At 35.4% G+C, this 12,694-nt stretch carries 11 protein-coding genes and 4 tRNA genes; 5 read left to right on the forward strand and 10 right to left on the reverse strand.

The features are described 5' to 3' along the window. The first annotated feature begins 122 nt into the window (after window positions 1–122). From ACFILO_RS05680 to ACFILO_RS05690, 3 genes are all read left to right on the forward strand, one after another. Window positions 123–199 (forward strand) — tRNA-Pro (locus ACFILO_RS05680). Between the two features lie 89 nt (window positions 200–288). Beyond that, complete coding sequence (locus ACFILO_RS05685; RefSeq protein WP_375611556.1) at window positions 289–594, forward strand: ETC complex I subunit; 306 nt, start codon at window positions 289–291, stop codon at window positions 592–594. A 39-nt stretch (window positions 595–633) separates the two neighbouring features. Next, window positions 634–710 (forward strand) — tRNA-Arg (locus ACFILO_RS05690). Window positions 711–2,582: 1,872 nt separating this feature from the next. Here the strand turns inward: ACFILO_RS05690 and ACFILO_RS05695 are convergent. From ACFILO_RS05695 to ACFILO_RS05705, 3 genes are all read right to left on the reverse strand, one after another. Next, window positions 2,583–2,657: transfer RNA gene (locus tag ACFILO_RS05695), tRNA-Val, on the reverse strand. A gap of 97 nt (window positions 2,658–2,754) precedes the next feature. Then, window positions 2,755–3,117: a cell cycle two-component system response regulator CpdR gene (cpdR, locus tag ACFILO_RS05700; RefSeq protein ID WP_005773448.1), complete on the reverse strand. Its 363-nt coding sequence runs from the start codon at window positions 3,115–3,117 to the stop codon at window positions 2,755–2,757. A gap of 841 nt (window positions 3,118–3,958) precedes the next feature. Then, complete coding sequence (locus tag ACFILO_RS05705) at window positions 3,959–4,876, reverse strand: serine aminopeptidase domain-containing protein (RefSeq protein WP_375632190.1); 918 nt, start codon at window positions 4,874–4,876, stop codon at window positions 3,959–3,961. A gap of 259 nt (window positions 4,877–5,135) precedes the next feature. Here ACFILO_RS05705 and ACFILO_RS05710 point away from each other — a divergent pair, with 259 nt between their 5' ends. Further along, the gene (locus ACFILO_RS05710) at window positions 5,136–5,603 is read left to right on the forward strand and encodes an Hsp20 family protein (protein WP_273791398.1); all 468 of its coding nucleotides are present in this window, start codon (window positions 5,136–5,138) and stop codon (window positions 5,601–5,603) included. Window positions 5,604–5,854: 251 nt separating this feature from the next. Here the strand turns inward: ACFILO_RS05710 and ACFILO_RS05715 are convergent. Then, a tRNA-Pro gene (locus ACFILO_RS05715) sits at window positions 5,855–5,931 on the reverse strand. A gap of 606 nt (window positions 5,932–6,537) precedes the next feature. Between ACFILO_RS05715 and ACFILO_RS05720 the strand changes: the two genes are divergently transcribed. Next, the gene (locus ACFILO_RS05720; protein WP_375632191.1) at window positions 6,538–6,903 is read left to right on the forward strand and encodes an iron-sulfur cluster assembly accessory protein; all 366 of its coding nucleotides are present in this window, start codon (window positions 6,538–6,540) and stop codon (window positions 6,901–6,903) included. 70 nt (window positions 6,904–6,973) lie between these two features. Here ACFILO_RS05720 and mazG read toward each other — a convergent pair whose 3' ends face one another. The 6 genes from mazG to ACFILO_RS05750 are packed head-to-tail and all read right to left on the reverse strand — an operon-like array spanning window position 6,974 to window position 12,601. Continuing rightward, window positions 6,974–7,789 (reverse strand): nucleoside triphosphate pyrophosphohydrolase, encoded by an 816-nt coding sequence (gene mazG / locus ACFILO_RS05725; protein ID WP_375677955.1) that lies wholly within the window; start codon window positions 7,787–7,789, stop codon window positions 6,974–6,976. Window positions 7,790–7,818: 29 nt separating this feature from the next. Continuing rightward, window positions 7,819–8,748 carry a lipid A biosynthesis lauroyl acyltransferase gene (locus ACFILO_RS05730; RefSeq protein WP_375677969.1) on the reverse strand — a complete coding sequence of 310 codons (930 nt, stop codon included), beginning with the start codon at window positions 8,746–8,748 and terminating at the stop codon, window positions 7,819–7,821. 6 nt (window positions 8,749–8,754) lie between these two features. Next, on the reverse strand, window positions 8,755–9,783 hold the full coding sequence (locus ACFILO_RS05735) for a zinc-binding dehydrogenase (RefSeq protein ID WP_375613072.1): 1,029 nt from the start codon (window positions 9,781–9,783) through the stop codon (window positions 8,755–8,757). Window positions 9,784–9,840: 57 nt separating this feature from the next. Continuing rightward, complete coding sequence (locus ACFILO_RS05740; RefSeq protein WP_375677956.1) at window positions 9,841–11,115, reverse strand: beta-ketoacyl-ACP synthase; 1,275 nt, start codon at window positions 11,113–11,115, stop codon at window positions 9,841–9,843. A 15-nt stretch (window positions 11,116–11,130) separates the two neighbouring features. Next, window positions 11,131–12,306, reverse strand: a complete 1,176-nt coding sequence (locus ACFILO_RS05745; protein ID WP_375613070.1) for a beta-ketoacyl-ACP synthase — start codon at window positions 12,304–12,306, stop codon at window positions 11,131–11,133. 10 nt (window positions 12,307–12,316) lie between these two features. Further along, window positions 12,317–12,601 carry an acyl carrier protein gene (locus tag ACFILO_RS05750; protein WP_005773457.1) on the reverse strand — a complete coding sequence of 95 codons (285 nt, stop codon included), beginning with the start codon at window positions 12,599–12,601 and terminating at the stop codon, window positions 12,317–12,319. Window positions 12,602–12,694: the final 93 nt, after the last annotated feature.

Consider the following 12,694-nt stretch of genomic DNA (forward strand, 5'->3'; position numbering starts at 1 on the left):
GGAAAAGTTAAAAAATGTGCTTTTTTGTAAAGAAATGCAACAAAATTAAAAAAAAGTGTGTTTTTCTCTTGCACTTCTGTTGTGAAAATTTTAGGAAATGTGCATCAAGTAAATGTAAATGGCGGAGCGTAGCGCAGCCTGGTAGCGCACCTGATTTGGGATCAGGGGGTCGTAGGTTCGAATCCTATCGCTCCGACCATATTTGATTGAGTGTGTGAGAATGACCCAATTGGGTACGTGTGGTGAGAAACTATCATCCAAGCGTTGTGTAATCTGAAGGAAAAAGGCATGATCGCACGTATTTATAGTCCTGCTAAGACAGCTATGCAGTCAGGTAAGGGGAATACAGGTTTTTGGATTCTAGAGTATGAGCCAATGAAAGCAAAAATGCTTGAACCTCTTATGGGCTATACGGCAACGTCTGATATGAATAATCAGGTAAAGATTCGATTTAATAGGAAGGAAGAAGCGATTGCTTTTGCACGTAAGAATGCTATCTCTTACCGTGTAGAAAAGAAACATACATCGATTCGACGTGCTATTTCTTATTCTGATAATTTTCGCAGTGATCGGCAGCATTCTTGGACACATTGAATTGAAGATGCTATTTTGAATTGAGAAAATAATCAGTCGGGTCCCGTAGCTCAGCTGGATAGAGCAACGGCCTTCTAAGCCGTGGGTCACAGGTTCGAATCCTGTCGGGATCACCATGTTTAAATGATATTTATAGGCTATAAAAAGTTAGAGAGTTTTCCTTTTATTCTATTAGCTTATTTTTCTGTATAATCCCGAACCTTTTTGATGTTTTTTGGTTTATTTTGTTGCTACACGTTTTCTGTTGACTGTTTTAGTATAAAATGATGCTGTTTTCTCTTTTTTCAGTAAAAATTGCTTTTGATTGCTGAAACTTTAGCATTGCATATTCTTGCCGCATGTTGCTACTATATCACATGCTTTAGGAAACAGATTACAAAAACTCTTTTTTATGAGCTTCTTTTCATCTTTCTGAAAATGAATATTTTATTTCTTAGATTAGATTTAAGCATTGCGGTTAATGCTGGTGAAATTGCCAAAAAACATCTATTGTGATTTTTTTATTTTTTATGAATAATATTATTACGTTTTTTAGCATGATCTTTGGTAAGATCGATTTTGATTAGATACAAGGCATGATGGATTCGATTTAGAACAGTTTATGAAACATTGAAGAATAAAAACGATATCTGTTTATGATGAGAATTTACAGATGGCACAAGAGGTGGAAAATATCTTCTTGTCTTGGAAGCTGTGATTCATAACGAATTACTTCTTTATAGTTTTTTCGTATAAAAAGATGTTATATGTGCCGTCCAGATAAGATATTGTTTTTTCAATGAGAGACACTTGCGGACAATTTGATTTAACATGATTGTCACTGTTTCTCAGGTAGGGTTATAGGTTTCATCAATGTTTAGGTTTTCTTAGTCTTATAGGTTTAAGAATGTATACTGTGTATTTATATGAATGAAGATAGATTGTATCTTAGAGTTAAATTTTTAGATTTCATATTTACATTTTCAAATGTTTTTTCTTATTTCTTTATAGTTTGTACATCATGTGAAAAGTATTTTAATATTGGATAACAATCACATTAAAATGTTATGCAGATGAGCTCTGAAGATCTAAACTCACACGGTTCAAGGTGATCATTATTTCAATAGGAATACAGTGTGAGGAGAATGCCATTTTACAGGCTTTGTTTTAAGAGATATCTCTTAAAGCTCACTTCACGCTGGCGCTCGTGAATGGTACAATGATAAATCCATTGAGCTCCATCATCTTTACACTTATGAAGAAATAAGCTGACATTATCATATACTTTGCCTATTTGTCAGCCTCCGATGTTGCAATAGATCTCAGCACTTGAGGTATTTATCGGCATTTTTGTGCTTTTTTATACAATTTTTACTTAATACTAATTCCTCTTATGACGTGTAAGAGAGACGGTTTTGTTTAATTCAATATAAATAGGTTTGAAATGAGAAAACATTACGATATTCGGATTTCTCATTCAACATGGCAAACAATAAAACATGATTATAAATCAAATGTATTTTTAGAATGAAAAAATTTGCTTTTATCGTGTTTTTTACTCTTTTTAATATTTTATTATAATCTGTAATTGGTAAACTCAAAATACAGCTCTAAGGTTAAGTGTTTTATATCTATTGAAGTGACTGTGGTTATATCTAACTGTTTGGACAACAAGTTGTATACCAATAGACATGAAAGAATTAAGAAAAACAGGGGACAGATCAGGAAACAAACAATATTTTTTAGAACGGAAGCCTATGCTTGTGGAAAGAATTTTAAAATCAAACTTCTAATCTGTTGCAAAATAAGGCTGTTATTACGTTTGTGATACTTTTAGATGGCTTCCCCTAAGAGGCGCTATCAGAACGTAAAAAATATTAGAAACACTCCGTAAAGTATGCCCTTTGTAGAGGCATGTTGCAAAATCTTATTTCCGAATTTTTATTTACGCATCCCGTACCTTGGAAGAATACGATAATTCAATAATTTATTTATACTATAAAGTTGAATGGTGGGCGTGACAGGGATTGAACCTGTGACCCCTACGATGTCAACGTAGTGCTCTCCCGCTGAGCTACACGCCCATTCATTGATGTTGCATACACCATATAGAATGCCAAACGTCAATGCCTAATTTTATTTTCTCTTTCAACAGATGCAAATAACTTTAAAAAATACTTTTTAAGCAGCGATAAGGATCTTTTCAACCTCATTGACGAGTTCACGTAAGTGAAATGGCTTAGAGAGAACCTTTGCATCAGGAGGGGCATCACTATTTGAATTGAGTGCTACCGCTGCAAAACCTGTAATGAACATTACTCGTAAATCAGGGTCAATCTCAGTAGCACGTCGTGCGAGTTCGATTCCGTCCATCTCTGGCATCACAATATCAGTCAGGAGAAGGGAAAATGGCTCTTCTTGTAAACGTTCATATGCGCTAATACCATTATCGAAGTCGGCGACTTCGTAGCCTGCACGTTCTAGGGCTTTTACGAGAAAGCGACGCATATCGTTATCATCTTCTGCGAGCAGGATTCGTTTCATGATTATATTCCAATGGCTCCATTTGTCAGAGTTTTGCCGCATCAATTATACAATATAGAGTATTTATAAAAAAGATGGTAAAATGCTCATAATTGAAATGAATGGCAAAATGGTTAATTCTTACATTCTGATTCAAAATACAGCATATTCGTTGTGAGTTGGTTAAATTCGAAATATATGTGATTTTGAAAAAAGAAGGGGTTCTCTAAAACTACTAAGATGATTCATTACTATCTTTTCTTTTAAAGTTACTGATTATTATCAGAATTCCATTTAAAAACTTATGAAAACCGTTATTGTAGGGTTTTCATATATCGAGAAATTAGAAGAATATTATGTTAATTTATTGTTTTTAAAAAGTTCTCCTAAGAAATAGAAATTTTATAGTTATTTGTTTTTATAGAGATTTGTAATAAATATTATAAATGCGCTTTATTTCCAGTTTTTTCTTAAATAGATGAAAACTATTGTTTTCCTAGATATAATATTAAATTATCACTTAATAACAGATCAAAAATAGTATTTTGATGCTTTATTTGTAAATATGTATCATGTTATATTAAGATAGATTTATTATTTTTATTTATATAAATAGTTTTTTTATTAAGTTAGTTTTTATGATGTAAAATAATATTGTTTAATGTAATGATATACTTTGTATATTAGTTTTTTATTAGAATGCGTGGTGAATATTTAGGTTATGGCTTGCCTGTAAAGGCTAGAAAACAAATCATATGAGTGGTTGAAAAGAAAAATCTATTATATTTAAAAGTGTTTGTAGATCCAATGCTCGTAGAAACTTTCTTTTTTGATGGGGCGGAGCGGAAATTAAGGTTTAGTGTTATTTTACAGATACATTATCGGGAATAAAGGCATCAAATGCAGCCCAAAATTGTTTTTTATAATCTTCGTTAACCATAATTGTATCCAGTTCAGCGCCTGTAATAGTAATACTTTCTGTTAGACGTGTGTGTTGGCATAATTGCCGCACTTCAATGTTGTTTGCAATATTGTTTTGATTGGCAAGAATAAAGAGTGTTGGGATTCGTAAATCTCCATGAAGTACATTTCTCTTCATAGAATCAATCGCATTAAATACTGAAGCCATCCATTGGGATGTTGGGGGCTTAATGGAAGGGAGCGGCACTTTATGTATGTGTCCCAATTGTATATTTTTTTGTTTTGTCTTGTTTAATTTTTTACTATCTTTCGCTGGTATAAAGCCAAGACCTATATCAGAAAGAAATTGTGTTAATTTATGTTGAAAACCATTCGTTTTATTGCCGAATGGAGCAAAAAGGGGAGAAACACAGAGCAATCTATTAAACTGATGATTAATGAGATCTAATCCGCTAAGTGCTATCAATCCACCTATGCCATAGGTGAGCATAGAGTAAGGTGGCAGACAATTAGGATAAACAATATTTGTAAGAAATTTATATAAGTCATTAATATCATTATTTATATCAAAATATTGATGTCGGCTTTGTTTTCTTATCTTGAGGGATATTTTTTCTTGATCAAACCAGTCAAATATTGCTGTATGAAAACCGCGTCTAGAAATTTCATTTATTAATAAAAAATATTTTTCTAAAGTATTTGCGTAGCTTTTGAGAATAACAATTGTTCCCTTAGATTTTTCCACCTCAGGATATGTTATAGCAAAACAAATTTCGTGATCTATTGCTATTTTAAGAGTACCATGATGGATATTAAGAGGAGTGGAACCCCAGTCTATGGGATAAAGAGGTGTTTCCAATTGAAATTCCTTTACAGTGTATTTGCCGCTTAGTGCTTTGACATTTATGTAATGAAGAAAGAGGATTAAAAAAGGGGTATATTGCTTTTTAGATAGTTTTTATCAATTTAGGTCCCAAAGAGTTGAAATAAAGAAAAACGATTACTAGATAATATAATGCGGTTGCCATGATGGGGCCGCAGGTTCACAAGTAAGTTTGCCATGTGGGAACTTTGTGAATTAATTATAAATTATAGTCGCTCTAGAGGAGGGCAATATTATGCGTCAAGTAGATTTTTCACCATTTTATCGTTCCACAGTAGGTTTTGATCATCTTTTTAACTGGTTTGATTCTAGAACACAACCAGACGAAGTTTCTTCTTATCCCCCTTATAATATCGAGCGTTTAACTGAAGATTCTTATAGAATTTCTATGGCTGTTGCTGGTTTTTCTCAAGATGAAATTGATATTGAAACGCATTGTAATCAGCTGATCGTTAAGGGAGACAGAAAGTCTAAAAATGATGATGAAGAGCGAGAATTCCTTTATCGAGGTATTGCTTCGCGTGCTTTTGAACGGCGTTTTCATTTGGCTGATCATGTTAAGGTTATTGGGGCAGAACTTGGAGATGGGCTTCTTCATATTCAGCTTAAAAGGGAAATGCCAGCTGAATTAAAACCCAAAAAGATAACCGTACAGATGTCACCATCCATTACAAAAAATGATAACAGCGACATTATCGTGTAAAGAAAATTTAGAAAATATGAGATCGGATAATTATAAATTTTTCTGAAAAATAAAAAACGCGAGGCAAAAGGTCTCGCGTTTCGTATGTGTTTTTCTAAGAACGAAGCGCATTTTAATAAAACAGCTTATCTCGAATTTATGATAAAATATCATTGCACATTATTCTACGTTGAAGGAAAAGTTCATGTGTGTGCAATTGAAATGCATAATAATTCACTTTTTAAGTAAGCTTATTTATAGCATTTTAAAAATGGTCGGAGCGGCGGGATTTGAACCCACGACCCCTTGACCCCCAGTCAAGTGCGCTACCAAGCTGCGCTACGCTCCGAGTTCGTGTAAAACGATTAAATGACTGTTTCTTTAAAGGCAAGAGAAAAAATAAACAGAATAAAATCTAAAATGCTCTTGCACTTAGAGCTTTTGAAAGTAAAAATTTTGGACATCAATATTTTGTTGTTAATTCAAGATAAATAACGAATTTGTAAAATTCTTTGTGATCATTAAATTTTTAGCTCTATAGTTAATAGATGTATGCAATTTAATTACTTTTGAGATTGTGAGGAGGGGGGTAAGATTGGTGTAGAGGTATGAATTGGAGCAAATGAGTGCTGAAGGTATATTTTTTTCTTACCTAATCGTTACTTTTCTAAAAAGATAAAGATTTTCAAAAGAAGAGGAGTGAATGTATGGTTTTGAAAAGTTTTCGTTTTTTAGAGTTTTATAGACGAGGTATTTTCATTTTATATGGATAAAAAATTGTAAGTTCTGGATTGTATAATCACAAATCTCATTTTACGGGTATGTATTTTTATCCAAATAAACAAGATCAGAATGCTTTAATTTATGTTTTGTTGTTTTTTTTCTAAAATATCAGATAAAATATTATAGAGGAAAAACTTTCAAAGTGTCTATTGAACTAAGAAAAGAGTAAAGGATGAGCCGTTTTTCGGTAATAAATTTGACGCAAGCAGCAGTGGATCGTGTTAAAGCGATTATGGATGCAAAAGATGCACAGGGTATTCTTGTTGGTATCAAAAAAGGTGGCTGTGCAGGGATGGAGTATACAATTACTCTTGTCAAAGAAAACGGGATAGATGCGGATGTTGTTGAAGTGAATGGTGCCCGTGTTTTTGTAGCACATGATGCGGTATTATTTTTATTAGGGACGCAGATGGATTATGAAGTGACAACGCTGCGGTCTGGTTTTGTCTTTAAAAATCCTAATCAAGTTTCAGCATGCGGGTGTGGCGAATCGGTGGAACTTCGTCCTGCTACGCAGGATCAATATAAAACAAATTGAGCTGAGCTAAATTATAATTAAGTAATTTTAGAGGAGCTTGTTCTTTTAGGTAGAAGAAATCTACTATTTTTTATCGTTCATTTTTAGCTTGCTTCCAAAGTGCTTCCATTTCATTCAAGGATGCGTCAGTGAGTGTTTTAGATTGAGTGGATAGCTTTTCTTCAATATAGGCGAAACGATTTCGAAATTTTATATTCGTTTTTTTTAATGCTTTTTGTGAATCAATCGCTAAGTGGCGCGCGAGATTAAGAAGTATAAAGTAGAGATCTCCAAACTCTGCTTCTATCTCTGAGTTTTGTTTATTTTTGATGGCTTCTTTGAGCTCTTCCAGTTCTTCTTCTATTTTTTCAAAAACTTTATCACTTTTTTGCCAATCAAAACCTACTTTAGCTGCTGTTTCTTGTAAAGCAAGTGCCTCTTGGTTTGCTGGCTGGATTTGTTTTACTGTTGCGAGTATGCTTATGGAGGAATTGTTGTTTTTTTCTTCGCTCATTCTTTTTTGTTCAACCTGTTCTCTTTTTTTTATATATTCCCACTCCTCTTTTATAAATCCTCGTTTTTTTTGCTCGGTATTTCCAAAAACATGAGGATGGCGTCGAATCATTTTTTCCGTGATTGCATGAACAACATCTTCAAAAGTAAAGCTGCCTTCTTCTTGTGCTATGGTAGCATGATAGACAACTTGTAAAAGAAGATCCCCAAGTTCTTCACAGAGATCCTTTCGATTCTTTCGTTCAATGGCATCGATGACTTCGTAAACTTCTTCGAGCATATAGGGTATGAGGGATTCAAAAGTTTGTTTTTTATGCCAGATACAACCATTATCAGAGTTTCGTAATGCAGTGATAATTGCAGTGAGATCTTTGATATCTTTTGAGGCTAACATTTTGCACTTCCTTTGTAAGCAATAGAGCTTTAGATGTCCCAACGTCTATGTAACCACATCCATTGTCCAGGATATTCACGGACCCAACATTCAACAATATCATTTAATTTTTGCGTAGAAGCAGCTATATCGATATCATTTTTTTCATCACGTGGAAGTTCTACATGTTCATATAACTCTAAACGATGACGTCCTCTAGGCAAACGAATACAACGTGCTGGATAAATATCACAGTCATATTGTCGAGCAAGTTTTATAATTAAGGGGTTTGTTTTAAGAGGTCTGTTAAAAAATGTTCCCATGATACCGCGGCGAAATTTTTGATCAACGAGCATACCAACATTTTCACCTTCTTCTAATTTGGCTGCTAATGCCCATGCGGCACCGGCCTTGGAGGGAACAAGATGTCCCATAGAAGTTTGTCGTGCTTTAAGGATTCGTTTGGCAACATAGGGATTATTGGGTGGTCTAAATAATACCGTAACATTAAGATCAAAACTTTGTGCACAAATAGGCAGAAGTTCAAAATTGCCAGTATGTGCGGTGAAAAAAATATGTGGTTTTTTTTCATTTTTTAATCGCTCAAATATTTCAATGCCTTTAACCTCAATGAAACCTGGCTCGACTGCATGAGGATCAAAATCAAAAATTTTATCAAGAAAAATATATTCGGCTAGGAAACGTCCTATATTTTCCCACATTTCTATTGCAATCGCACGGAGTTCTTGCTCTGTTTTTTCTGGATATGCACTCCTAAGGTTTGCAAGTGTGATTTGATGACGATGTACAAGGGGACCAATTTTTTTTGCTAACCAAGCAAAAAAAGAAATTCCCATTTTGGCTGGAAAACATTTTAGAATAAATAAAGAACCAAAGAGTAGATATGCCCATAACAAGTAGGATATTTTTTTAGCTATAATTTTAATACGATATATGAGATTTTTAAGAGAAAGCTTCATCATGATTTAATCGATTTTAAGGATAATTTTACCAAAAACATCACGACTCTCCATTCGTTTTAAAGCTGTATCAATTTCATCCAGCCCAACAATTGTATCAATGACAGGGTGTACGGCTTTTTGTGCCATTTTTTGCATGGCATTTTTCATATTTTCCATACGGCAGCCAAATGAACCGAATATTTTAAGCTGTTGCTGGAATAATTGCATGAGATTTATTGGTGCTGAAACACCAGAGGTAGAACCGCAAGTCACTAAGCGTGCTCCTTTTTTCATACATAACAGAGAACCGTTCCATGTATCGACACCAACATGCTCAAAAACAACGTCAACACCTTTTTTTTGGGTTAATTTACGCACTACACCTTCAAAACGATCTTTACGATAATTAATCACATGATCTGCCCCAAGAGAGTGCGCTTTTGCAATTTTTTCATCTGAACCTACAGTTGTGATAACTGTACAGCCCATGTGTTTTGCAAGTTGAATGGCTGCAGAACCAATACCTGAGCCACCAGCCTGTACTAGGATTGTTTCTCCTGCTTGTAGTTTTGCGTTATCGAAAAGCATATGTTCTACGGTACCAAAAGTAATTGGAGCAACTGCTGCTTGCAATTCATCACATTGGGGAGGTGATGGAACTAATAAACGTGCTGGCAAATTGACAAGCTCACACGCAAATCCATCAAGGTGAAAACCATAGACTCCCTTTACATTACTGCAAAGATTATCCCGTCCTTCATGACAAGCTTGGCATACTCCGCAGGTTTGTGCACCATAAATTGAGACAATCTGTCCAAGTTGGAGATGTTCAACGCCATCTCCTATTTGTATAACCTCACCAGAGGCTTCTGCACCAATGATGAGTGGCATTTTTCTTTTCGCAAAAGCCATGCCACGCCATCCCCATACATCAATATGATTAAGAGCAACGGCTTTTATCCGCACAGTTACTTCACCTATACTAGGTGAAGATGGCGGGGAAATATTGGTGATTTCAAGCCGACGATCATCGAAGAGTTGCAGTGCACGCATTATCATCCCCCTTAAATATATTATTGGTTAGCGTTATAAAATTTTATTATTACAGGATTATCCTTTATATGTAGTGATAACAAGACTCATATTTTGACCACCAAATCCAAATGAGTTTGACAAAACCGCATTGACACAGGACTTACGGCTATGATGAGGAACAACATCTAAGGGGATAGTAGGGTCAGGATTATCATAATTTATTGTTGGTGGAAGTATTCCCGATTGAATGGTTAAAAGCGAAAAAACCGCTTCTATTGCACCAGCAGCAGTTAATGTATGCCCAATCATTGATTTATTAGAAGAGACAGGAATATGCTCTAAAAGATCACCGAATACTGTTGATAATGCAAGATATTCCATTTTTTCATTTTCAGGTGTTGAAGTTCCGTGGGCATTAATATAGTCAATTTCATTGATGGTTATTTTTGCATCGTCTAAAGCTTTGCGAACGGATTCAATTGCTGGTGATGCATCGGGTTTTGAACGTGTACGGTGAAAGTCATCGGCGGTTTCTCCACAGCCAGCTAAAATTCCTAAAACTGTAGCATTACGGTTTAATGCGCTTTGAAGAGATTCAAGAACAAGAGCGCCTGAGCCTTCTGCCATAACAAAACCATCTCGATCACGGCTAAAGGGTTTTGCTGCTTTTTCTGGAGGCTCATTCTGAGTTGAAAGAGCAGATAGTAGCGAAAAACGAATAAGAGATTCTGCTGAAACTGATCCATCTGTCGCAATTATGAGAGCTCTATTTGTCTCTCTCCGTCTAATAGACTCAACACCTAATTGAATTGCTGTTGCACCAGATGCACAGGCAGTGGAAAGTGTAACAGGAAGTCCTTTTGTGCCAAATGTTTTTTGAAGTTTTTCTGCAATTGCACCAAATTGTGTGGATTCAAAAAGCGTCTCATGGAGTTTATCCTTACAGACTTTAAGAAGATGTGCATAAGAAGGCTCATTATTGAATTCTTCCTCTTGATCAAGACTAAAACGTGCTTTCCATTCAAGTTCAACAGGAGGAGCAGCTAGAAAGAGTGGTCCATTAAAATTTTTTTTATCAATAGCAGCTTGTTCTAAAGCTTCTTCAGCAGAAAGATGTGCAAGCTTCTCAGAGAGAGCTGAAGCACCAAGTGTACTTTCTTTAAGAAAATCAATTGTTCCAGCAATATATGTATTTAATCCCTCAACGGGAAAACGTGTTATTTTGTGGATACCACTTACACCACTTGTTAATTTTTGCCAATTTTCATGTTTCCCTTGTCCCAGTGATGTGACAATGCCTGCACCAGTTATTGCTACAAGTGGACGCCCAAAATGATCATGATATTTCACTATAGAAATTCCCCTTCAAACAGCAGTAAGACGCACAATACCTTCAGCTCTTTTTATACCAATCGTTGTAACAAATATTTCACGTACTTCTTTAGAAAAAGGTTTTTCATGAGGACTTAACGCTGGAAAACCGCGTTTTTTTTCAATTGAAAGTGCTGCAAGAGCTAGAGCTAGAGGAAATTGTGCTTCCCGCATATAACCAAATAATGTTGTAATGCCACGGTAAGATAGATCAGCATTATCAAGAGCATTTTGTTCTGCTTTTGTTGCTTCGTGAGCTCCTGAGGCTGCTGAAATGGCTAAGGCAGATTTAGCGCCCGCAGTTTTTAACATTGTTGCAATTGAATCTCTAAGTGGAATTTTGGTTCTATCTGTTTGGTCTGTAATAATTTGGCTAATTTCAGCATAAGCACGTGCGTTGCGTTTTTTGGCATGTTCTCCACTTTCAATAACTAGGAAGATCCCACCAGAACCTGCTATGACACCGCCGCCTGGATAGATTCCACGATCCCACACTGGGCTCCATCCATTATGGGTTAAAAGACCACCAAGCTCATGCGCCAACAACATATCATAACTTTGTGCATTATAGGAACTTCCTACAAGAGCATGGGTACTTTGACCTGATTTAATACGAGCTACAGCAATTTGAAGTGCAGAAAGACCACTGCCTTCTTCTCCCATAAATGTACGAGATGATCCAGTGACTTTATGAACAATTGAAATGTTTCCTGCCAAAAGGTTTGAAAGTTGTGCCAAAAATAATGTTGGACGAAGTTCAGTTGAAAGAGCAACATTTAACATAGAAGCATGATCGGCAACAGCGCGCGCTTTAGAAAGAATCTGTGTATCAACAGTAATATCACGTTCTCCCCCACTTGCCGCTACGATCATATCCATTGTTGAAGTGAGTTGTTCATTATTTTTCATGCCGGCATCATCAAGAGCAAGACCAGCCGCATAGGTACCAAGACGCTGCCATGTTCCCATTTGCCGTTGATCACTTTTTTTAGGAATTTGTAAACTCCAATCAATTTCGGGCAATTTATGAACCGTGTAAGGTGAAAAAGTTGTATAATCTAGGTTTGGTGTACGGATTGGATCATTTAAGAGATTCCAATGTTGATCAGTTCCTTCCCCCAGAGAGCTTATGAGACCTATACCAGTGATGAATACAGATTGATCATGCATGGCGAAAAAACTACTCCGCCTGTTTTAAGGCAACGAGATCATCAATTTTTGCACAAAGGTTTTTAAGAACAAAGTATTCTTCTGTTGCAACGGTACCTTCGTTGACTTCTTGTGTCCATTGTTCTAGAGGGACTTTTATTCCAAAAGCTTTATCAATAGCGAAAACAATATCAAGAAAATCAAGACTGTCGATTCCTAAATCGTCAATTGTATGACTCTCAGGTGTAATTGTATTGCGATCAATTTCACTGATTTCTGCAATGATATCAGCAACTTTATCAAACGTGGAAGGCAATGTACGGATTCCTTATTATAGAGTTAGTAAATTCAAAATACATTTAATATTGTTCTTCTAGCCTTTTTTCTCTTTAAAAAAAAGACTTAATCC

It is taken from the genome of Bartonella sp. AP72JLCBS (assembly GCF_042195705.1).
Lineage (GTDB): Bacteria > Pseudomonadota > Alphaproteobacteria > Rhizobiales > Rhizobiaceae > Bartonella.

What these genes read in the sequence shown, in the direction of transcription:
- cpdR (WP_005773448.1), bottom strand. Translation starts at nt 3,117, where the DNA reads ATGAAACGAATCCTGCTCGCAGAAGATGATAACGATATGCGTCGCTTT.
- mazG (WP_375677955.1), bottom strand. Translation starts at nt 7,789, where the DNA reads ATGTTAGCCTCAAAAGATATCAAAGATCTCACTGCAATTATCACTGCA.
- ACFILO_RS05745 (WP_375613070.1), bottom strand. Translation starts at nt 12,306, where the DNA reads ATGCATGATCAATCTGTATTCATCACTGGTATAGGTCTCATAAGCTCT.
- ACFILO_RS05735 (WP_375613072.1), bottom strand. Translation starts at nt 9,783, where the DNA reads ATGCGTGCACTGCAACTCTTCGATGATCGTCGGCTTGAAATCACCAAT.
- ACFILO_RS05685 (WP_375611556.1), top strand. Translation starts at nt 289, where the DNA reads ATGATCGCACGTATTTATAGTCCTGCTAAGACAGCTATGCAGTCAGGT.
- ACFILO_RS05720 (WP_375632191.1), top strand. Translation starts at nt 6,538, where the DNA reads ATGAGCCGTTTTTCGGTAATAAATTTGACGCAAGCAGCAGTGGATCGT.
- ACFILO_RS05730 (WP_375677969.1), bottom strand. Translation starts at nt 8,748, where the DNA reads ATGAAGCTTTCTCTTAAAAATCTCATATATCGTATTAAAATTATAGCT.
- ACFILO_RS05710 (WP_273791398.1), top strand. Translation starts at nt 5,136, where the DNA reads ATGCGTCAAGTAGATTTTTCACCATTTTATCGTTCCACAGTAGGTTTT.